This window comes from Pseudoalteromonas lipolytica (assembly GCF_003515105.1).
Taxonomy (GTDB): Bacteria; Pseudomonadota; Gammaproteobacteria; order Enterobacterales; family Alteromonadaceae; genus Pseudoalteromonas; species Pseudoalteromonas lipolytica.
This window is the reverse complement of sequence record NZ_CP032090.1, coordinates 3,080,001-3,101,815: the sequence shown is the minus strand read 5'-3', so window position 1 is coordinate 3,101,815 and position 21,815 is coordinate 3,080,001. Positions and strand designations below refer to the sequence as shown.

The 21,815-nt window shown below is 41.8% G+C and carries 16 protein-coding genes; 13 read left to right on the top strand and 3 right to left on the bottom strand.

The features are described 5' to 3' along the window. Positions 1 to 60: 60 nt before the first annotated feature. Together D0907_RS13930 and D0907_RS13925 are read left to right on the top strand one after the other, a co-directional pair. Positions 61 to 1,251 carry an alginate export family protein gene (locus D0907_RS13930; RefSeq protein WP_036973023.1) on the top strand — a complete coding sequence of 397 codons (1,191 nt, stop codon included), beginning with the start codon at positions 61 to 63 and terminating at the stop codon, positions 1,249 to 1,251. Between the two features lie 331 nt (positions 1,252 to 1,582). After that, complete coding sequence (locus tag D0907_RS13925; RefSeq protein WP_036973021.1) at positions 1,583 to 3,055, top strand: NarK family nitrate/nitrite MFS transporter; 1,473 nt, start codon at positions 1,583 to 1,585, stop codon at positions 3,053 to 3,055. Positions 3,056 to 3,140: 85 nt separating this feature from the next. On the opposite strand, the gene mog is transcribed toward D0907_RS13925, so the two are convergent. Then, complete coding sequence (mog, locus tag D0907_RS13920; protein ID WP_036973017.1) at positions 3,141 to 3,668, bottom strand: molybdopterin adenylyltransferase; 528 nt, start codon at positions 3,666 to 3,668, stop codon at positions 3,141 to 3,143. Positions 3,669 to 3,934: 266 nt separating this feature from the next. Here mog and nrdG point away from each other — a divergent pair, with 266 nt between their 5' ends. After that, positions 3,935 to 4,387 carry an anaerobic ribonucleoside-triphosphate reductase activating protein gene (gene nrdG / locus D0907_RS13915; RefSeq protein WP_074989800.1) on the top strand — a complete coding sequence of 151 codons (453 nt, stop codon included), beginning with the start codon at positions 3,935 to 3,937 and terminating at the stop codon, positions 4,385 to 4,387. A gap of 5 nt (positions 4,388 to 4,392) precedes the next feature. Then, positions 4,393 to 6,192, top strand: a complete 1,800-nt coding sequence (gene nrdD, locus D0907_RS13910; RefSeq protein ID WP_065978359.1) for an anaerobic ribonucleoside-triphosphate reductase — start codon at positions 4,393 to 4,395, stop codon at positions 6,190 to 6,192. 33 nt (positions 6,193 to 6,225) lie between these two features. On the opposite strand, the gene D0907_RS13905 is transcribed toward nrdD, so the two are convergent. Then, entirely contained in the window at positions 6,226 to 6,807 is a 582-nt protein-coding gene (locus D0907_RS13905; RefSeq protein WP_051501920.1) for a hemerythrin domain-containing protein, read from the bottom strand. Between the two features lie 269 nt (positions 6,808 to 7,076). Between D0907_RS13905 and D0907_RS13900 the strand changes: the two genes are divergently transcribed. From D0907_RS13900 to D0907_RS13870, 7 genes are all read left to right on the top strand, one after another. Then, positions 7,077 to 9,542, top strand: coding sequence for a S8 family peptidase (locus D0907_RS13900; RefSeq protein WP_065978360.1), 2,466 nt, complete (start codon positions 7,077 to 7,079; stop codon positions 9,540 to 9,542). Between the two features lie 165 nt (positions 9,543 to 9,707). Beyond that, positions 9,708 to 10,544 (top strand): DUF6689 family protein, encoded by an 837-nt coding sequence (locus tag D0907_RS13895; RefSeq protein WP_065978361.1) that lies wholly within the window; start codon positions 9,708 to 9,710, stop codon positions 10,542 to 10,544. Between the two features lie 29 nt (positions 10,545 to 10,573). Continuing rightward, positions 10,574 to 11,470, top strand: a complete 897-nt coding sequence (locus D0907_RS13890; protein WP_051501919.1) for an FHA domain-containing protein — start codon at positions 10,574 to 10,576, stop codon at positions 11,468 to 11,470. Positions 11,471 to 11,489: 19 nt separating this feature from the next. Then, positions 11,490 to 14,816, top strand: a complete 3,327-nt coding sequence (locus D0907_RS13885; RefSeq protein ID WP_118844634.1) for a serine/threonine-protein kinase — start codon at positions 11,490 to 11,492, stop codon at positions 14,814 to 14,816. Next, complete coding sequence (locus D0907_RS13880) at positions 14,809 to 15,525, top strand: sensor histidine kinase (RefSeq protein WP_036973007.1); 717 nt, start codon at positions 14,809 to 14,811, stop codon at positions 15,523 to 15,525. Before D0907_RS13885 ends, D0907_RS13880 begins: the two co-directional genes overlap by 8 nt. 1 nt (position 15,526) lies before the next feature. After that, positions 15,527 to 16,165, top strand: a complete 639-nt coding sequence (locus D0907_RS13875) for a response regulator transcription factor (protein ID WP_036973006.1) — start codon at positions 15,527 to 15,529, stop codon at positions 16,163 to 16,165. A gap of 99 nt (positions 16,166 to 16,264) precedes the next feature. Then, positions 16,265 to 18,730, top strand: a complete 2,466-nt coding sequence (locus D0907_RS13870; RefSeq protein WP_118844633.1) for a S8 family serine peptidase — start codon at positions 16,265 to 16,267, stop codon at positions 18,728 to 18,730. 106 nt (positions 18,731 to 18,836) lie between these two features. On the opposite strand, the gene D0907_RS13865 is transcribed toward D0907_RS13870, so the two are convergent. Next, positions 18,837 to 19,697, bottom strand: coding sequence for a YicC/YloC family endoribonuclease (locus D0907_RS13865; protein WP_036973004.1), 861 nt, complete (start codon positions 19,695 to 19,697; stop codon positions 18,837 to 18,839). 180 nt (positions 19,698 to 19,877) lie between these two features. On the opposite strand from D0907_RS13865, the gene rph reads away from it, so the two are divergent. Both rph and pyrE read left to right on the top strand, forming a co-directional pair. Further along, positions 19,878 to 20,591, top strand: coding sequence for a ribonuclease PH (gene rph, locus D0907_RS13860; RefSeq protein ID WP_036973003.1), 714 nt, complete (start codon positions 19,878 to 19,880; stop codon positions 20,589 to 20,591). A 23-nt stretch (positions 20,592 to 20,614) separates the two neighbouring features. Then, complete coding sequence (pyrE, locus tag D0907_RS13855) at positions 20,615 to 21,259, top strand: orotate phosphoribosyltransferase (protein WP_118844632.1); 645 nt, start codon at positions 20,615 to 20,617, stop codon at positions 21,257 to 21,259. The last annotated feature ends 556 nt before the right edge of the window (positions 21,260 to 21,815 follow it).

Sequence of the window (21,815 nt, the reverse complement as noted above, 5' to 3'; positions counted from 1 at the left end):
TTTCATAGTTATGCATAGCCGTAATCTGTGCATAACTTAAAAACATAGCAAGGTAGTGATATGAAAACACAGCTCTCAGTTCTAACAGCGTTAGTTACATTTGCTTTGAGTACGCAAGTGAGTGCAACTGAAGATAATGGCATTCATAACATGTTGGCGAATGGTGAAGTGCATGGCATGTTGCGTTATCGATATGAAAATGTCGATCAATCGGGGATCGCTGAACAAGCACATGCATCAACATTACTCACGCGTATTAATTATACAACGGCGACACTCAAAGGCGTTTCAGCACTTCTCGAGTTTGATAATGTTACCGAGATTGGTAATGACAATTATAACAGTACGGTTAATGGTCATACGGATCACCCCGTTGTTGCTGACCCTAAAGGTACTGAGGTTAATCAAGCAAGCTTGCAATTCAAAAATAAAGAGTTGCACGTTGTTGCGGGTAGACAACGTATCAACCTTGATGACCAACGATTTGTAGGGGGTGTCGCATGGCGCCAGAATGAACAAACTTTTGATGGTTACAGAGTCGTTTATAAACCAACAGAGTCATTAAAGTTCGACTACAGCTATGTGTTTAATGTGAATCGTATTTTTGGTGAAGACAGCAATAAAAGCGATTTGCACGGTAAATTACACTTTGCCAATGCTGCATACCAAGTTAATAAGCAATTTAATGTCAGTGTGTTTGCCTATCTCTATGACTTTGATGCTGCTTTAGCCAGCTCAACACAAACAATGGGTGTACGCGCAACAGGCCAATTATCCGATTCATTGAGTTATACGCTCAGTTATGCAACTCAACAAGATTATGCCGATAACCCCAATTCGTTTGATGCTGACTATATATTAGCGGAGCTAAAGGGCAAAGTGAGTAAGCTTGGCTGGAAAGTTGGCTATGAGCTGTTAGGCTCAGATAACAACATAGGTTTTAGTACACCACTGGCAACAGGGCACAAGTTCCAAGGTTTTGCAGATAAGTTTTTAGCGACCCCAAGTAATGGACTTGCTGATTTATACTTTGGCGTTAATGGGCAGTTGGCAGATATAAAGCTGAGCGCGACTTATCACTTTTTTGATAGTGATGCACACAGCATCGATTATGGCCAAGAGCTTGATTTAACGGCTGCATATGCACTTTCAAGCAACTGTAATGTGCTGTTTAAATATGCCATGTACAACGCTGATGATTATGCCACGGATACCGATAAGGTATGGTTGATGCTCACTCATAAGTTTTAATCGCTTAGCATGCTTTTTAGCCGCTAGATTAGTTTCAGTTCCCTGCAATTATGAGCCTCTTCGGAGGCTTTTTTCTGTGTGATATCCCAAAACCTCATTGTTATTCCTCCAATATCTCCTTTTATCTCCCTCGTAGAGTGATAGGGAGTGTTAATACACCTTAGTAGGTAGTAAGCGCAGTTAATAAAGGCATTGCTTTACAGTGCGCCTATTCATAGGGGGTAGAGGTGTTTTTGGCTGCACGGCGGTTACCTTTATTCCTTGATTTACATCAATTCTTTTTTAGTAAGTCGGCTCAGAATCAAATTAATAAAACCGTTTGGAGACGACAATGGCGAGTGAAAAATTTAACCTTTTTTCCTTTCAAGGAAAAATGAAAATCTTACATCTTAGTTGGCTTGCATTCTTTATCACCTTTTTTGTGTGGTTTAATTTTGCACCGTTACTACAGGCTGTAAAAACCACCTTGGGATTAAGTACAGAGCAAGTAAAAACACTACTGATCTTGAACGTGGCTTTGACCATTCCTGCCCGCGTGATTATTGGCATGCTAACCGATAAATATGGGCCAAGGTTAGTCTATTCATGTTTGCTGATTGTCAGCGCAGTACCTTGTTTAATGTTTGCTTTTGCTGATAGCTTTTTGCAAGCTGCCATTGCTCGTTTTTTACTTGGGTTTATCGGCGCAGGCTTTGTTATTGGTATCCGCATGGTGTCTGAGTGGTTCCCTCATCACGAATTAGGCACCGCAGAAGGTGTGTATGGTGGCTGGGGTAACTTTGGTTCCGCTGCTGCGGCTTTTTCACTGCCTACGTTGGCATTAATTTTTGGCGGCGATGATGGTTGGCGTTATGCAATTGGTATTACGGGTATAATGAGCTTTGTTTATGGTTTTATTTATTATTTTAATGTAACCAATACACCTAAAGGCTCGACGTACTTTCGCCCTAAAAATTTAGGGGCGATGGAAGTCACTTCTAAAGGCGATTTTTTCTTACTCCTAATCATGAAAATCCCTATGTATGCAGCAATGGCATTACTGGCTTGGAAACTCTCACCCAATGGTGTTGGGATGATTGAAGCAAATGTCGTACACCTTATTTATGGTGGGTTAGTGCTGTTGTACTTGTTTGAAGTTAAAAAAGTGTGGAACGTAAATAAAACGGTATTTGAGCAAGAAGTACCTGAGTTACATCGCTATAGTTTTAAGCAAGTAGCTGTGCTGGATATTTTGTATTTTACAAATTTTGGTTCTGAGCTTGCTGTGGTGTCAATGCTACCGCTATTTTTTGCTGAGACCTTCTCGCTCGACCCTGTTATGGCAGGGATGGTGGCCGGTGCGTATGCATTTATGAACTTAATGTCACGCCCAGCAGGTGGGTTTATTTCAGATAAGTTTGGTCGCCGTACAACGTTACTTATTTTAACCGCCGGTTTAGCCGCAGGTTATCTGTTAATGGGCATGGTTAATTCGCAGTGGCCATTATGGTTAGCAGTTGCAACAGCCATGGCGTGTTCTTTCTTTGTTCAATCAGGTGAGGGTGCTGTGTTTGCGGTCGTGCCATTAATTAAACGTCGCTTAACAGGTCAAATTGCAGGGATGACAGGGGCATATGGTAACGTTGGGGCAGTTACATTTTTAACTGTGTTATCGTTCGTTGATTATGCAACTTTCTTTTATGTTATCGCCGGTACGGCAATGATTGGCTTTGTTACTTTGTTCTTTATGGATGAACCGCGAGGTCAAATTGCTGAAGTACGCGAAGACGGGACTGTTGAACTGATTGATGTATCACACAAATAAATCTTAATACGATAGAAAAGCCAGCTTAAGCTGGCTTTTTTCGTTATTAACTAAGGGGATGTTTTAACGTTATGACAAACCTTATTTATGACTTAGGTCTAAATACTTGAACCACAGATTCATCACATTCTAAGTAAGGCCCTTCAAGTAAATCAATACAATAAGGCACCGCAGGAAATACGGCATCAAGACATTGACGAATCGCTTTGGGTTTGCCCGGTAAGTTAATAATTAATGAGCGGTCTCTTATCCCCGCTGTTTGTCGAGAGAGTATAGCCGTTGGCACGTATTTTAAGCTTTCAGTACGCATTAACTCACCAAATCCTGGCATCATTTTGTCACACACCGCTTCTGTGGCTTCGGGGGTTATGTCTCGTTTGGCGGGACCCGTTCCACCTGTGGTAATGATTAAAGCGCATTGTTCTTGATCGGCAAGCTCGCATAATGCCGCTTCAATTAAATGTTGCTCGTCTTCGACTAATCGATAGCATGCCTGCCATGGCGAACTTAAATAGTCATTTAATGTATCGGTGATAGCGGGTCCCGATAAGTCATCGTACTGGCCTCGGCTTGCGCGATCACTAACAGTCAAAATTCCAATTTTCGCAGTCATTTTCATCTCTTTACAATTCATTTATTCGCACTCTAGCAAAGTGATGGGTAAAGGTAACTCCTCCAAAGTAGGTAGAGGTGTCTGGGTGGCGCTCCGTTTCGCTGCATTTTATTTTTGACAGGAGCGGGGTTTTGATTGGCTACCCATTTTGTTCTTTTGGCAGAACTAAGCTGCTTTGATCTAGATCAAGTTTTAAACTGGCTTAAAACGGTGTTGGTACTATATATTGATAATATTGAAATCTAAAACACAATATGTAGTGGTTTATGTTTAATGTATTAGAACCCCAAGTTTGCTTTCAAGAAGTCCCCGGACACATTGCGTTAGGCTTTGTATGCACGGGGTGCCCCTTGCGCTGTCCTGGGTGTCATAGCGTTGATACATGGGATCCAAAGCATGGTGAGCGGTTAACATCGCAACGCTTTCTAGGGTTACTTGAGCGCTATAAGCACTTGATGACTTGTGTGGTGTTTTTTGGCGGAGAATGGCAGGAAGGTGATTTAGTTTATTTTTTAAAGTTAGCAACGCAGCAAGGCTTAGCAACGTGTTTGTATACCGGGCTTGAGGATGTGTCGGAGCAATTAAAAGCACAGCTGACTTATGTAAAAACGGGCCGTTATGTCGCTGAATTAGGTGGCCTGGCGAGCCATTTAACTAATCAACGATTTATTGAAATTGCTTCGGGTAAGGTACTTAACTCATTATTTTTAAAAGGATAACAAAAATGTCTATGCTGAATTGTGAACAATTAAAAGAAAAAATGCGTTTCATCGAAAACTATACACAGGCCAAGAATGCGGCCGATGGTTCTAAAGTGGATGCGAATGCAAATGTGACATTAAAAAATATAGCGACGCTAGAATCAGAAATAATGAAAGACTTTTTCATTCACGTTAATCGCACTCAGGTGAGCAATAAAATAACCGCGCTTTTCGGCGAGTCATTGGGCAAAGAGTACCTTCGACAAATTGAGAACCATGAAATTTATGTGCATGATGAAACGAGCTTAAAGCCTTACTGTACTTCTATCACCATGTATCCATTTTTATTGGATGGGCTAACCAAATTAGGGGGAGAGTCTAAGGCACCTAAGCATTTAGAATCGTTCTGCGGCAGTTTTGTGAATCTTGTTTTTGCAATTAGCGCGCAGTTTGCAGGGGCTGTCGCGACGGTCGAATTTTTAATGTATTTTGATTACTTTGCGCGTAAGGATTACGGCGATGATTATTTAGTTACTCACTATAAACAGATAGAAAATCACTTACAGCACGTCGTGTACGCTTTAAATCAACCCGCTGCTGCACGAGGTTATCAAAGCGTATTTTGGAATATCTCGTTGTACGATAGTGCATACTTTGAGGCTATGTTTGGTCATTTTGTGTTTCCTGATATGACGGCTCCCGATTGGTCGTCTTTAAAGGCACTGCAAAGCATGTTTTTAAATTGGTTTAACCAAGAGCGAAACAAAGCTGTTTTAACATTCCCTGTTGTCACCGCTGCCATGCTAGTAGAAGACAATGAACCTAAAGATAAAGAATTTGCATTGATGTGTGCCGAAAACTTAAGTCAAGGCGGCTCATTTTTTGTTTATCAATCAACCGATGCTGATTCATTAGCCTCATGCTGTCGACTTCGTAATGAAATTAGCGATCATAGTTTTTCGTATAGTTTAGGCGCGGGGGGCGTTTCGACGGGCTCTATCAATGTTATTACACTCAATATGAATCGATTGGTGCAAGATGGCAGAGACCTAGCAACAGAAATAAGAAAAATACATGCTTATCAAATCGCGTATCGCACCTTAATGGAAGAGTACCAGCAAGCGGGCATGCTACCGGTGTACGACGCAGGGTTTATTTCCTTTAACAAGCAATTTTTAACCATTGGTATTAATGGCATGGTTGAAGCCGCAGAGTATTTAGGTATTCAAGTGGGGGTTAATGATGCGTATAAAGAATGGGTGAAAAGTCAGTTAGAAGTGATTTATAAAGAGAATCGCTTAGCAACAAAAGAGACCGGCTTTTTATTTAACACTGAGTTTGTTCCTGCTGAAAATTTAGGGATAAAAAATGCCAAATGGGATAGCGAAGATGGCTACTTCACGCCAAGAGAATGCTACAACAGTTATTTCTATTTAGTAGAAGACACAACACTAAATCACCTTGATAAGTTTATATTGCATGGTAAATCGATGACAGAGTTTTTAGATGGTGGCTCAGCACTGCATTTGAATTTAGAAGAGCATTTAGACACTGAGCAATATATGCAGTTATTTAATGTGGCAGCGCGAACGGGGTGCAATTATTTTTGCATTAATGTGAGGATCACCATTTGTAATCACTGTGAGTATATCGATAAGCGCTCAAGGCAATCATGCTCACAGTGTGGTTCAACAGATATTGATTATGGCACACGCGTGATTGGCTACTTAAAAAGAGTGTCGTCATTTAGTCATGGCCGACGCAAAGAGCACAAATTGCGACATTACCAATGCACAAAAGTACAACAATCAGCGTTAGCCTAACAATGTAAAGGGGCGTCTATTGCCCCTTTTGCCTTAACCTTGCATAAAAAGAATATTATTTTCTAAATGAATGTGCTCGTTTAAATCGTTGTAGAGCTCATGTATTTTGGCATAAAGACGCTGCCAGTCTTCATCAGCATCGTGCGGAGGAGTAAACTTATTGGTGAGTGTGGTTAATTTTTCGAGTGCCTTCTCGTGCTCTAAGTGTTCTGCTTCCATCACACTAATAGGACCCGATGGATAATAACCTTTCATGATCATTGGGAATAAAATGGCCTCTTCTTTCATCATATGTTCTTCAAGTTCATATTTCATTTGCGATAAATGAGATTCCAGATGATGAGGGTAGTCACAATGATCAGTATTTTTTAATTTCACTGCTTTGGTTAATTGGATCAATTGTTGAAATTGCATTCTGTGCTTTTCATGAAAATTATCGATGATATGCGCAATGAGCTTGATGGGCGATTGTGCCTCCCAGTTTATGTTACTGCCTGAAATAGCTTGTCCAATATGAGTGTGTTGCTTGGTGGTTGAGTTATCCTCATTGACAAGGTCAATAGCATTAGCGCTTTCGCTCGCTATATCATTTGATGTTTCTGTACGAGCAGACATTCTCAATCCTTACTTTTAAATGACGAATGGTTTAATCAATCTAGTTGAAACATAGGACGAAAGATATTCCTCAAAGGGGATAGAAAACGCTTAACCTTTACTAGGTAGTGCCCGTAAAAATTCATTTAATACCTTACCTAATAGGGGATTTCCCTCATGCCATGTAGGGATTGATCCTGATAGCTGCCAACTTCATTCGGCTATTTAATTAGAAATGTAAATAAAACATTAACCATTTTAGGCGTCAATTCACGCAAGGTAGGTGTCAGATGAAACTATTAATGAAAAATATGGCGGTTGGTTTAACGCTTGCAGGATTCAGTTTAAACGCAGCGGCAGCCGCAGTGATAGGCTCTCAATTAGAGCAACAGCTTAAAACTATGTCGCTCACAGACAAAGCGATGGTGGTTGTAAGTTACGAGCAAATGGAAGCACTTAAAGCCACACAAATAAGTAAGTTAATTAATCTAGGTATCACACAAAGTGTGCAATTTAAGTCATTACCAATGATTGGTGTTGTTGCATCACCTACACAAATTAAAAAGTTAGCAGCAATGGAAGGGGTTCGCTCTATTTTTGCAAATAGACCTTTAACTTATTACAACCTAGAAGCGCGAGAAATTACGGGGGTTGAAAAGCTTCAATCAGACGAATTCACGGCTAATAATGGGATGACGTTCACAGGTAAGGGCGTCACCGTTCTTGTCAATGATTCTGGCATTGATGCGTCACTCGCTGATTTAGAGTATGGCGCTAAAGTCATTGAAAACGTGCAAGGGATTACTCATGCCAGTGCTATTTCAATTACTGGTGCAAGTGGTGTGTGGATTGAAGGCCAACTTAACACCGATTTAAATGTAGGTCATGGCACACACTGTGCGGGCACTGTGGCTGGTTGGGGAAGCCATTCTGATGGTAAGTACCAAGGTGCAGCACCGGGTGCTGATTTAATTGGTTATGGTTCTGGCGCAGGTATTTCTATTTTGGATGCTCTGGGTGGTTATGACTATGCCATTACCCATATTTGGGATTTTAATTCGCCGATTCGTATCATGAGTAACTCATGGGGAAGCAGTGGTAAGTTTGAAAGCCATGATCCTATTTCATTGGCATCTTATAAAGCTTACAAGTTGGGTATGTTATCAGTGTTTGCTGCGGGTAATTCAGGTTCAGGCGAAGATACTCACAACCCATATGCACAAATTCCATGGGGAATGTCGGTGGGTGCAGGCACAAAGCAAGGTGATTTAATTGATTTTTCATCACGGGGTAAAAGTGGTGAACAAGGCACCTTTACTATGCCAGACGGCAGTGAGTGGCAGTATAAAAATGAAATAACAATAGTCGCACCGGGAGTGGATATTATTTCGACACGCGCAAAAACGAACATCGTGTCGAACGGCGGTGCAGATGACATTGACGCAATTGAAGCTGAATACTTACCTTATTACACAATGATTTCAGGCACGTCAATGGCCACCCCCCATGTTGCGGGTGTGGCTGCGCTGATGCTGGAAGCAAACCCCGACTTAACACCGCTTCAAATTAAACAGATTATGCAAGAAACAGCGACAAACATGCCGGGCTATCAAGCATGGGAAGTGGGCGCTGGTTATGTCAATGCGTATGCCGCTGTAGCAGGCGCATTGGGTTATAACGCTGAAAATAGTGTCACAGTAAATAACTTAAACGACTTTAATGCGAATGCCATTATTGTGGATGACAGCTCACCCACCCCATTTGAAGTGTTCTATTCACCAGTGGGTGAACCAGAGGAATTTACCTTTACTGTTGGCAGTGATGCTGCGTTTATCAATGTGGCTGCAGATGTGCTGGCGAACACCACTAAACTCAAACTTGAAGCACCCGATGGCACGGTTTATTTTGGCAACTTAACCTTGCCAGTACTTGATACTTCAATGCGTGTTTCAGCGCCAGCACAAGCCGGAGAGTGGAAGTTATCTGCGTTTGGTTTGACCTCGTTATCAGGTGTAGAAGCCGATCCTACAGGTGTCACAAATGGCCCAGGCTTACCTGAGTTTATTAGTGGTGAAATTAGTATTTTGAAGTCAGGTGGATACCAAGGGCTTAATGATATTTTTGTTCACCCAGCTCGAAAAGCGATTGAGTTTGCGGTTAGTGAACGACTCGTTGATGGTCACGATGATGGCTACTACCGACCTGATGTAAACCTATCACGTGCAGAGCTTGCTCAGTATCTTGTGATGGGAATGGCAATCAGACAACAACGTGACATTCTGGCGACACAAAAACCGGCCTTTGCGGATGTTATGTCTGGTAGCGAAGCGTTTGTCGATGCCGTTACGTCAGTAGGCTCAGCGTTAAAAGACCGTAAACAAGAGCAAAATCCAGTAATGTCAGTATCGGGGCAGTCATTTAATCCGACGGGCACAGTTAGCAAAACCGATTTAGCGTACTCATTAGTGCAAGCACTTGGCTTACAATCGCAGGCTGGCAATCACACGGGCGATATCACGGTTGCTTACAACGGCGAACAAATCCCGCTTCGTGATAGCAATGCGATACCTAGCGAATTAAAAGGGTATGTGCAATTGGCTGTTGATATGTCGCTGTTAGGTGTCCGTTTTGAGCTTGAACAGGGTCGCTATGATTTAACACCGACGCTTGTTGCTTACTTTGAACCAAACACCGTAGTAAGCCGGGGTGATTACGCGGTGATTATTGGTCGAGTGTTCAATCAATATTTAAGATAGTTAAGTCCTTGATGAATAAAAACCAACCTGAAAAATGGTTGGTTTTTATTCGTTATTTTTCATTAAAAACTTGCGAAATACCCCAGTCGAAAGTAAGTTTAATGTTGTAGTTTGTTAAATAAACGTGTTACTTCGGCTTGCCGTCGTCACGAGAGAGTTGAGAATATGAGCCAGTTCAAGACGTTTTACATCATTGCATTTGCTTTAATAATGATGCTTTCAAGCCCCGTATCACACAGCACAGAATTAGTCAGTGTCAATGTTCAAGGTAATACTGTTGAGGCCGTGATTAACCTCCCTGCAAATATTTCAGCAGATATTATCCTTGAATTTGAAAATGCAGTAGGCCTTACCGCTGATAATATAGGTATTACAGCCGAAATTATTGATATCACGTCGCTTAATCTTTTGCAGCGATTACCAAACAGTAGCAATATTTCTTTGCAAGCGCTTTTTCCAATGATGATTACCATTGAGCCTGATACCAGTGGCGGTTTTTCGTTTTCGGGAGTCGCCAGTGTTGACATTCATACGCACAATTTAGAGTACACAGCGGGTACGCCGCTACGCTTTTTTAAAGCGCCTTTGGGCGGTGAGTTTAAAGATATTACCACAACAATGGGGGCGGGGAGTTACCGTGCTCGCGGTTCAACAGGCCGCTTTTCACAGTTTATAATTGTCGCTGACTTACGCCCTGCAACCGTTGTGATCAATACAAAGTTTAACGACTTACAAACGGCGTTAAATGCTTTTTCTAGCCAGATTGACAGTGTTGTTTATTCAACACTATTGCAAGACGTCGCCGATATTAACCAAGCAATCATGACGCTTGATTACAGCTCAGCGAGTAGTGAAGTTAGCCAGTTTATTAATAATGTGAAAGCTAATCGAGGCCAAGCAATTCCAGATGTGTGGCGCTCAAGCCGAGATGTCGATAATGTGATGGGTGAGCTCATAGCTTATGCAAATACGTTACGCTTTAGTTTGAGACTTGCCAATTAAGAATAATAAGGTTTGTAGAGTAGTTGTGTATGCCCGCTAGAATTACGGTTTGTTATACTGATCAGCCTGCGATGGAAAGCTATTTATACGAACAGAGTGGATACCTCATAGGACGTGCGAAAGAGTGTCAGTTAATTTTGGAACACCCAACGGTGTCACGTCAGCATGCTCGTGTGTCGCACAGTAATGATGCATGGCAACTTAATGATCAACGAAGTTTAAACGGCACGAAAGTAAACGGTGCCGTTGTAACTCACTCAACCCTTGCTGATGATGCAATCATTTCGATTGGTGATTTAGATTGCTTGTTTGAAGCAAAGTCAATGTCGCAAATAGCGGCCATTAATGAGCATAACACCTGGCGATTAACACAAAGTAAGTTAGCCTCACCGTCTTCTAATACAGACTATTTAAAAGAAAGCTTAATTGCCCAATTACATAACCTAATTACGTTAACAGGCACGCAGCGTGGTGTGTTGCTATTAGGCGAACAATTAGATTCATTACAAGTATGTATTGCGCAAGGTTTCAAAACGGGTGATTTTAAATTGAAACGCTTTGAAGGCAGTGTTGGTGCAATCTCTCGTTGCTTTGAAAAAGCAGAACCCGTGGTGGCTATGGATGTGTCGGTACATGATTTACTCAAACACCGCGACAGTATTCAGTTGAAAAAAATATCCTCGCTCGCGTGTATCCCGTTACTGTTTGACGGTCGAGTTGTTGGGGTCGTGTATACCGACAGCCAATTAGCGGGAAAAGTACTGACTGATTTAGACATTGAAATTTTCCACAGCATGGGACTTCAAATCGAGGCTGCAGTGCAAGCCTTACTGTTGCAACAATCTATTGATAACTTACAAAAAGTGGTTACAGATAAGCACGTTAACGAAAATACTGGCTATACTTTATTTAATTTATGTCATTAACCCCTGTTAAATAGGTGATATGAGCAATAACGACGTTTCTAAAAATAGCAGTGATGAATTGCATGAAACTCAGGTAATTAGCTCACCGACTTATCTTAAGCCTGGCGAATGTTTACTTGGCCGTTTTGAGATTGAAGCCATGTGTGGTCAAGGTCAGTATGGGTGTGTTTACCGCGCCTACGACAAACAGCTTGATACACACATTGCCATTAAAGTACTTAATCAATCAATTAGTCAGCAATCAGATGCGATTGCAAAGTTCAAACAAGAATTACTGCATTTACGTCAATTAAGCCACCCGACTATTTTACGTGTTCATGAATATTATCATTGGCAAAATCTACATTTTATAACGATGGATTGGATTGATGGCCAATCGCTAGAAGAGGCTAGCCTGACTTTTCAGAGTCGTGAAGAGCTTATTACATTTGTCAGCCAGTTATTAGAGGCATTGGTTTTTGTGGAGCAAGCCAATGTTGTTCACCGAGATATTAAACCCGCCAATATTATGCTCGATAAAAAGGGACGACTGTATATTTCAGACTTTGGTTTATCGGTGTTAGGAGGCAGCGCAGATGTGGGCGATATTGTGGGGACGGTTCATTATGCCCCTCCAGAGTATTTGCAGTTTGGGGCTGTAAATTCGACTACTGATTTATACGCGGTTGGCGTGGTGTTGTATCAGCTGTGTTGTGGTGAACTTCCCTTTACTGGACAAAGCCTTGATGAGGTATTAACGGCAAAGCAGCTTAATAAAGCAAAATGTCGCGTAAAGCATAAACAACTGGCTTTTATTGCGCCATTTATCAACAAACTTATTCATTCTCAAGTTAACGCACGTTTTAAAAATGCCACTGAGGCACAAACGGCATTTTTAAAACAAATTAAAGAAAAACCGCACAACATTAAAAAACACTCTATGTTGATGGCTGTCGTGGTGGTTATAGGCTTATTTATTATGGCTGCGGTGTTTTTAAGCATGCCACACGATACTCCCCAACAGCCTGAGAAAGAATACTATGCAGTGGCTGTTTTACCTTTACAAAGTAGTGACGATAGCGTTGCACAAGGGCTTGCTGAATATATTAACTATCAACTGCATGAATTAGGTCATTTACGAGTAGTAGAGCAAGGCAGGCTAAGTCAGTTGCTCTCTCAACTTGGAATTACAATGCCGTTAGATGAGCAAAAGCTAGCGCTGGTGGCTGACTTATTAAATGTAAGCTACCTGATTGCTCCGCAACTATACCCAAGTGGTTCAGAGCAACACGATATTAAATTTAATGTTTATCAGCTTGAAGGGCACACATTACAGCAAAATACACTCTTAACGAGCGATTTTAACCAAGCTAATTGGCAACAAAGCGTGTCGAGTTTTACCGAGCGTTTTTCACAGCAATTGCAATTATCAACTGAAGTGAAGGCATTACAAGTTGACCCTCAACCTGCAGGTGAGTTGTTTATTGTGAAGTCGTTCCTGCAAAAAGGTGAGTTTGAAAAAGCGCAAACATCGTTATCGCAGTTTTTAACCAAGCACCCAAATTCAGGGCTAGGTTGGTTATTGCAAGGTGAATTATTGCTTGCCACCCAGCAATTTTTCGATGCTGAGAATGCTTACAATCAGGCCCTTAAGTTTGCGGAAGATAAAACCTACACAGCAAAATTTGCCAGTGCGAGGCTTAATGATCTCGCCGGTAAAGCAGAGCAAGCTCAAGCTGACTATGCAGCCCTTGTAAAGGCATTTCCTTATGATGTGGAATTAAAAATAGCCCTTGCTGAGTTTTATTTTCTGACAGAACAACATCAAAAAATGGAAACGCTGTTGCTTGAGGTCGTTAACCTTGACCCTTACCATCCCGATGCATGGTTTATGCTTGGCCGAGCTGCATTTTTACAAGGGCAGTATCAAAAAGCGGTTGATGAGTATTTTGTTAAAGCCTTAGTAACTGCCAAAAAATCGAAAAATGCGTATCAAGAAGGCGAAGCGCTGAATGCGTTTGGTGTTGTTTACAATCAACTCGGGGAGATTGATTTAGCCTTTGATTACTACCGTCAAGCACTCGCTATCCGCGAAAACATTGACGACATTGCTGGAATGGCAACCACCATGGGTAACCTGTCTTCATTGCACCTTGCTAAAGCACAGTACACAGAAGCAGAACGCTATTTACAACAGAGCATTTCATTGTACGAGCAACTAGGCGATCAAGAAGGACTATCGCATACTTTTAACGAGTTAGGGGTGCTTGAAGAAGAGCAGGCTTTGTATCAAAAAGCACTTGAATATTATCAGCAAGGCCTCGACATACGCATGACGCTTGGCAACCAAATGCTGCAAGCCGAGAGTATGAATAACATCGGTTTTATGTATTTTATGCTGTTAAATAAAAAGCATGCGTTGGTTTATTGGCGTCAGGCTGAGCAACTGTATCAAGGTATTCAATACCCCTTGGGTATCATCCATGTAAGGCAGAATTTAGGGCAAATTGAATTAGCACAGGGAAATTGGCGAAACGCGTACCATCTTTTCAATAATACACTGGCAGATGCTAAACAACTCAATAGCACCTTTGAGCAATGGGTATCGCGTAGTTACTTATCTAAATTGACCTTTTTACAAGGAAATTTTGCAAATAGCATCACTGAGTTAAGTGCCATTTATGAGCAAGCAAAGTCATTGCAAGATATTCGCGCGATGAGTGAATTTGGCTTGTGGCTTGTTGATTGGTCGTATCAATTAGGTGATATCACCGGCGCAGCGTCAACAATCGCGAGCTTAAAACAAGATATCGCCGATAAGGGCAACCGTGAGTATTTTAGCCGACTTGCATTTTACAGTGAGCTCATAACGGGTGAGATGATCACTCAACAACAAATGAGTGAGCCCATGAGCAAAGATTATAGTCAGGGCGCTATTTATATTGCCAAGCTCATTTATGCGGCTCGTGAAGCACTGCGTCAACAGCAAGATATTAGTGCTCATTTAGCGGCGCTGGGTAATGTTGATTTTACTTTATATCAATATGCCTATCTTGAGTATTTAGAGCTGCTTGCTGTACAGCAGTTTATGCAACAGCAATGGCCTGATTTTCAGGCAACGCTAAAACAGGCTGATATTCTACTTCGTAAGATGGGAGGGTACTGGCGGAGTTTTCAATTTGATCGATTAAGAGTGCAGTTTGCTTATCACAATGAGCAAGCACCCAGTAGCTTAAAAGCAAAGCTTAATTCAGAGTTAAACACTTTATTGGCCAATCTTCCTAAAGACAGAAAGGCTGAATTTTTAAACTATCAAAGTTATTTTCAACTTGATGATTCGTTACAGGACTTGGCTGGTTATGAATAATGATAAGGATATCACCTCGCTGGTGGCAGAACTTAACCAAAAGCAGCAGCAAATTTCGCAGCAACTTTCAAACTCTAATGAGCAAATGCGTGGTTTAGCAAAGCGTGTTTGGCAGGTGCAAGAGAATGAGCGAAAGCAAATAGCACAAGAGCTGCATGATGGGGTTGGGCAGCTACTCACCGCTTTAATAAATCAATTACAGCAAGCAAAAAATGAAGCTCCCAGCCATGCTCTCAATGAGAGTATTGAATTAGCTCGCCAAGCATTATCAGATACTCGGGTTATATCACGGCTTATGCGACCGCGCATATTAGACGATTTAGGCCTTGTGCCTGCACTTGAGTGGTTGGTGAGAGTGATGTCTGAACAGCAGGCGTTTACTATTAACTTACATCACCAAGTTGATAATAACCTAGCCAGTGATATACAAACCTTGGTATTTAGAGTGGTACAAGAAGCGCTGACCAACGCCATTAAACATGCGAAGGCAAGCCTAATTACCATTAATGTGATAGCAACAAAAAGCATGTTAATGGTCAAAGTAAAAGATAATGGTCAAGGTATGGAACTACAACCTGATGATCTAACAACAGGCTTTGGTTTAGGGGCAATGCGAGACCGAGTTATGGCATACGGTGGTCAGCTAACGGTCACGACTGCGCCACAGCAGGGCTGCGAAATTAAAGTGCTAGTAACAGGAAATAATTAATATGATTAGCGTACTGATTGCTGATGACCACACTATTTTGCGCCAAGGTCTGGTGAGTTTACTGAGCAATGACCCTGATATTCGAGTACTTGCTGAAGCGGCAGATGGTTTATCTGCCGTACAAAAAGCACTTGAATTAAAGCCAATGGTGATTGTTATTGATATTAGCATGCCAGAATTAAACGGCATGGAAGCGGTTAAACGACTTCATGAGCAGTTACCAGAAGCTAAAGTACTGGTGTTAACCATGCATGAAGAGCAAGAATACGTAATACATATGGTACGGGCTGGTGCATCTGGTTACTTGTTAAAAGACAGCGCCAGTGATGAGCTTATTGATGCCGTAAAAGCACTTGCTCAAGGGAAAACCTATTTTAGCCAATACGCTGCCAGTGTATTAGCAACCATGTCATTAAAACCGGCTGAAACCTGGGATGACCCTTATCGTAATTTAACCAGTCGTGAGCGTGAAGTTTTTCATCTTATTATCGAAGGTAAAACCACCAAAGACATTGCACGCTCTTTAGATATCAGTGTAAAAACGGCTGAAAATCATCGTGGTAAAGTACTTGATAAGTTACAAGTCGCCAATGCAGCTGAACTGGTCCGTTACGCTGCAAAATATAATTTACTCATATAAAGGTGTTTTAACCTTCTTGCTCTAGGGGTTTTCCCTCATTTTTAAAAGCCTACGTGTTTGCCATGCTGAGAGAGTCAAAACAAATTAAGGTTTACTCTCATGCTTAACACTCAATTAAAATCACAAAAACTACTCGCGGGTCTTGTTGGCGCAGGACTAAGCTTAATGTCACTGAATTTATCAGCTAAATCTTTGGGGCCAGAAATTAGTCAGTTACTGACCCAAGCAACAGAACAAGATGTGTTCGAAGTTATTGTTACGTTTGAAGGTAATAAAGCGGTCGACTCTGAACTGATGAGCGTCATTCAGTCGGCAGGTGTGTTAGGCGGTGTGAGTTTAAAAAGCCTGCCTATGGTCGGTATTACGGCAACTAAAGCTCAAATCGAGGCTATCTACGCATCAGACAAAGTTCGTTCAATTTGGTACAACGCGCCACTATCACTAGAAAATGATGGTTCAACTCAAATTACTGGTGTTGACCGATTACGTGCCGATAGCTCTTTACGACATAAAGGCATGCCGTATTCTGGTCGCGGCATTGGTGTTGTCGTTAATGATTCAGGGGTGGATGGAACGCATGGCGACATCAAATACCCTAACCACGTAGTACAAAACGTGCTTGCGCAAACAAACTTAAACTCGTTGTCGAGTGTATTACCCATTACTTACCAAGAAGACGTTGATAACACTGATATTGCGGGCGGTCATGGTTCACATGTAGCGGGCATTATTGGTGGTAATGGTGCAATGTCGAGTGGTAAGTATCAAGGGGTCGCGCCGGGTGCAAAAATTATCGGTTATGGGTCGGGTGCGGGCTTATTTATTCTAGATACACTGGGTGGTTTTGATTACGCTTTAACACATCAATTCGATTATAACATTCGTGTTATTTCAAACTCGTTTGGTAATACAAGCGACACAGGCACAGATTTTAACCCAGATGATCCAACAAATATCGCAACCAAAAAGTTGGCAGACAATGGGGTAATTGTTGTTTTCTCAGCGGGTAACTCAGGAAGCGGTGAAGGCACGATTACTGGCAATTTCAAAAAAGCACCTTGGGTTATTACTGTGGCAGCCGGTGATAAAACCGGTAATTTGGCCAGCTTTAGTTCTCGCGGTGTGAAAGGTAAAGGTGGCGTTGTTAGCATTAATGGTGAACAGCTCGAATGGCAAGATAGACCAACAATTACGGCGCCAGGTGTTGATGTTATTTCAGCAAGAGCTTCACTTTCAAGCTTGAGCACCTTGAGTCTAGCTGATGACAGTGAAATTATGGATATTAATCATGTGCCGTATTACACATCAATGAGCGGCACCTCAATGGCTGCACCACATATTTCAGGTATTGTCGCGCTGATGTTAGAGGCGAATCCAAACCTGACATGGCGTGAGGTGAAAACCATTTTGCAAGAAACCGCGACAAATATGCCCGGACTTGAAGATTGGGAAGTCGGGGCAGGCTATGCAAATGCTTATGCCGCAGTACAGTCAGTCGTTGATCAACAACGCACGTTTGGTACCACGACTAAACTTAACCGTAACTTTAATGCTCAAGCGCAAACATCAGTGCAGGCTGAGTACAATGACACCGTTGATTTTAGCCCCGTGGGTGATAATTCAGGCACCCTTATTAATGTTAGCCCAGATGCGTCAATGTTGATGGTGAGTGCCAATGTATCTGACAACACCGTTGGGTTGTCACTCACCAGTCCTTCGGGTAAACGTTATGGCTCGAGTATTGCGTTGCCAGTACTGGGCCAAAATATTGCTGTAACAGCCCCTGCAGAAGCCGGCGAATGGGTGCTAAAAGCCAGTGGTATTGGCGGTTTGTCTGGGGTAGATGTTGACCCCCTCGGTGTAACCAATGGTTATGCTGTGCCAGGCTCGATTCCTGTTAAAGTAAAAATAGTTAAAACAGATGGTTACACTGGACTTGATGATGTAGCCGCTGATCACCCTGCAAAAGCGTTTATTGAAATGGCAGTGAGTGAGCAGTTAGTCGATGCAACAGAGAATGGATTTAAACCCGATGACTTTTTACTTCGCCAAGAATTAGCCGACTTTTTAACACTCGGCGCAGGAGTGAGACAATCAAACAAAGCGACACAAATAAGCTATACCGATGTTGATGCTTCGTATAGCGCAGCAATTAATGCAGTAACACAAAAAGGGGCTGCGCTTCGTAATACAGCACAAGATCAAGCGCCTGTAATGTTGACTGATACAACGATGTTTTTACCAACAGAGCAAGTGAGCCGAAGTGAACTTGCTTACTCGCTCGTGCAATCATTAGCACTGCAAGAAACAGCAGCTACATTTAGCGGTGATATTACAGTGGTTTACAACGATGAGCGATATACACTGGAAGATCAACATACCATTCCTGACCACCTAAAAGGGTATGTACAGCTGGCGCTAGACCTTGGCATTTTGAATGCGTACTTTGATGTACACCAAGGCCGCTTCGACTTAGAGCCAAAAGTAACCGTACACTTCAATGGTGATGAATCGGTAACGCGTGCTGACTACGCTGTAGCTGCAACACGTTTTTACAATAATTAGCCTCCCTTCACCGATGCTAATACCACTTTATTCCCCTGTAGAGTGGTTTTTAAAACAAAAGACCCAGCAACAGCTGGGTCTTTCTTGTTTTAAAATAACAACAGAGTTATTCAATATTCTGGATCTGTTCGCGCATTTGTTCAATTAACACTTTAAGTTCGACAGCTGCGTTTGTGATGTCGCTGTTAATTGACTTAGACGCAAGCGTATTCGCTTCGCGGTTAAACTCTTGCATCATAAAGTCTAAACGACGACCGCAAGCGCCACCTTTCGTTAATATTTTTTTAGTTTCTTTAACATGCGATTTTAAGCGGTCTAGTTCTTCGGCCACATCTTGTTTTTGAGCAAGGTAAATAAGTTCTTGCTCAAGACGTGATTCGTCGATATCCGTTTTTAACTCTTCTAGTTTTTGATTTAGTTTGTCGCGTTGCCATTTAGCTATTTCTGGTAAGTGGCTCTCAACAATGACTACTTGCTCTAAAATTGCATCTAAACGGGTTGCAATCATTTCGTGAAGGTTAGCGCCTTCATCGCCTCGTGCTTGTTTAAAGTCTTCGATTACTTCATCAAAGCCTGCGATCAGTGCAGTATTCACACTATCCATGTCTAACTCTTCAGCCTCCATCACACCTGGCCAACGTAAAATATCAACAGGGTTGATGTCGCCATTGCTTTGTTGCTGCACCCATTGCGCGCTTTTAATAAGCTGCTCAGCCAGAGATTCATTAATTGTTAGCTCACCAACATGTGCTGGGTTTGCTGCAAATTTTAGGAAAACTTCTACTTTTCCGCGCTGTAGGTGTTTGCGTAAACGTTCACGGATAACAGGTTCCATCCCACGAAATTGCTCTGGTGCGCGGATAAAAGTTTCAAGGTAACGTTGGTTAACTGAACGAATTTCCCAAGTGCCAGTGCCCCATTCGCCTTTAATTTCGCGACGCGCATAAGCTGTCATGCTGTGGATCATGGATGATTTCCTAGTGTTATTTATTTACAAATTTGGTTGATTATACCGTATCAGCCTTTAACCTCTAGCGGAAATTTTTTCAGCTGCATATTTCACATTCATTTAATTATGTAAATCAACATGGCATCTACACGTATATATACTTATAATGTGGCAAATTCAGATTTAAGGGGATCGTTAATGCGTCCAAGCGAAAGAACACCTAACCAAATTAGACCGGTTACATTTACACGTAATTACACTATGCATGCTGAAGGTTCAGTATTAGTAGAGTTCGGAAATACGAAAGTATTGTGTACTGCAACTGTTGAAGCAGGTGTACCACGCTTTATGAAAGGCCAAGGTAAAGGTTGGGTTACGGCTGAATACGGTATGTTGCCACGTTCAACACATACCCGTAATGGTCGCGAAGCAGCTCGCGGGAAGCAAGGCGGTCGTACAATGGAAATTCAACGCTTAATCGCACGCGCATTACGTGCTGCGGTTGATTTAAAAGCGTTAGGCGAAAACACCATTACAATTGATTGTGACGTAATTCAAGCTGATGGCGGAACTCGTACTGCATCAATCAGCGGCGCATGTGTTGCGCTTGTTGATGCGCTGACGTACATGCGCAGCAAAGGCATGATCAACTCTAATCCACTTAAACATATGATTGCAGCTATTTCTGTGGGTGTATACAAAGGTCAACCAATTACAGACCTTGAATACCTAGAAGACTCTGAAGCAGAAACCGATATGAATGTTATTTTGACTGAAACCGGCAAAATCATCGAAATCCAAGGGACTGCCGAGGGTGAACCTTTCTCGTTTGATGAATTAGATGAGCTACTTTCACTGGCTAAGCATTCTATCCGTGAAATTATCGATGCTCAAAAGCAAGCTTTAGCATAATTTAGAAGTAGGTTAATTTAGTAATGAAAGATTATCAAAAAGAGTTTATTGAATTCGCACTTGAAAAGCAGGTGCTTAAATTTGGTGAGTTTACTTTAAAGTCAGGCCGTACTAGCCCTTACTTCTTTAATGCAGGTTTGTTTAATACCGGTCGTGATCTTGCTCGCTTGGGACGTTTTTATGCTGCGGCACTGGAAGATGCAGGCATCGAATACGATGTTTTATTTGGTCCAGCCTATAAAGGTATTCCAATTGCAACAACTACCGCGGTTGCATTAGCGGATCACCACAATAAAGATGTACCTTATTGCTTTAATCGTAAAGAGAAAAAAGCACACGGTGAAGGGGGCACATTAGTCGGTTCTGAGCTTAAAGGTAAAATCATGTTAGTTGATGACGTGATCACCGCTGGCACAGCCATTCGTGAATCAATGGAAATCATTGCAGATAATGGTGCAGATTTAAGTGGTGTGCTTATTGCTCTAGACCGTCAAGAAAAAGGCAAAGCTGAGCTTTCTGCGATTCAAGAAGTTGAACGTGACTTTGGAACAAAAGTTATCTCTATTGTGAAACTAGCAGACTTAATTAGTTACCTAGAAGCAAAAGGCACAATGGATGAGCATTTAGCCGCGGTTAAAGCGTATCGTGACCAATACGGCATTGCATAATTAGTTAATTGATTAATCAATTTTAAAAAGCCCAGCTACATTAGCTGGGCTTTTTGTTTTGATTTAGTGGGCCTTAAACAAGGAAAAAGGTTATTTAAGCGTTAATAAAGTTTCACTTTTGTGCTGTTTAGATAAGAATTGGTGAAAAAGCCCTTTTTTTTAAAGTTTTTAGAAAAAAGTGCTTGCGTAAAAAATCCATCTCCCTATAATGCGACCCCACTGAGACGGCAGACAGCAACGCTTAGCGAGGCAAGAGCAACTCAGGGTGTTAAGTAAAACTTGGTTTCGAAAAATTAAATTTTCTCAAAATTAAGTATTGACAAAAAAATAGGAAAGCGTAATATACGCAGCCCTAGCGAGTTAAAGTGAAACGCTTTAATCGCAACGTTCTTTAACAATATAAAGCAATCATCTGTGTGGGCACTCGTACAGATTGAGTTCTAACAGTCGAGCTACTTAGGTAGTAAGACAAACAAATTTAGAGTCTCAATTGAACTGAGTGACCAACGGAAATAAGTTTACTTATTTCAGCACAGTCAATTCAACATCGAAAGAT

What these genes read in the sequence shown, in the direction of transcription:
- D0907_RS13930 (WP_036973023.1), top strand. Translation starts at nt 61, where the DNA reads ATGAAAACACAGCTCTCAGTTCTAACAGCGTTAGTTACATTTGCTTTG.
- D0907_RS13925 (WP_036973021.1), top strand. Translation starts at nt 1,583, where the DNA reads ATGGCGAGTGAAAAATTTAACCTTTTTTCCTTTCAAGGAAAAATGAAA.
- mog (WP_036973017.1), bottom strand. Translation starts at nt 3,668, where the DNA reads ATGACTGCGAAAATTGGAATTTTGACTGTTAGTGATCGCGCAAGCCGA.
- nrdG (WP_074989800.1), top strand. Translation starts at nt 3,935, where the DNA reads ATGTTTAATGTATTAGAACCCCAAGTTTGCTTTCAAGAAGTCCCCGGA.
- nrdD (WP_065978359.1), top strand. Translation starts at nt 4,393, where the DNA reads ATGTCTATGCTGAATTGTGAACAATTAAAAGAAAAAATGCGTTTCATC.
- D0907_RS13905 (WP_051501920.1), bottom strand. Translation starts at nt 6,807, where the DNA reads ATGTCTGCTCGTACAGAAACATCAAATGATATAGCGAGCGAAAGCGCT.
- D0907_RS13900 (WP_065978360.1), top strand. Translation starts at nt 7,077, where the DNA reads ATGAAACTATTAATGAAAAATATGGCGGTTGGTTTAACGCTTGCAGGA.
- D0907_RS13895 (WP_065978361.1), top strand. Translation starts at nt 9,708, where the DNA reads ATGAGCCAGTTCAAGACGTTTTACATCATTGCATTTGCTTTAATAATG.
- D0907_RS13890 (WP_051501919.1), top strand. Translation starts at nt 10,574, where the DNA reads ATGCCCGCTAGAATTACGGTTTGTTATACTGATCAGCCTGCGATGGAA.
- D0907_RS13885 (WP_118844634.1), top strand. Translation starts at nt 11,490, where the DNA reads ATGAGCAATAACGACGTTTCTAAAAATAGCAGTGATGAATTGCATGAA.
- D0907_RS13880 (WP_036973007.1), top strand. Translation starts at nt 14,809, where the DNA reads ATGAATAATGATAAGGATATCACCTCGCTGGTGGCAGAACTTAACCAA.
- D0907_RS13875 (WP_036973006.1), top strand. Translation starts at nt 15,527, where the DNA reads ATGATTAGCGTACTGATTGCTGATGACCACACTATTTTGCGCCAAGGT.
- D0907_RS13870 (WP_118844633.1), top strand. Translation starts at nt 16,265, where the DNA reads ATGCTTAACACTCAATTAAAATCACAAAAACTACTCGCGGGTCTTGTT.
- D0907_RS13865 (WP_036973004.1), bottom strand. Translation starts at nt 19,697, where the DNA reads ATGATCCACAGCATGACAGCTTATGCGCGTCGCGAAATTAAAGGCGAA.
- rph (WP_036973003.1), top strand. Translation starts at nt 19,878, where the DNA reads ATGCGTCCAAGCGAAAGAACACCTAACCAAATTAGACCGGTTACATTT.
- pyrE (WP_118844632.1), top strand. Translation starts at nt 20,615, where the DNA reads ATGAAAGATTATCAAAAAGAGTTTATTGAATTCGCACTTGAAAAGCAG.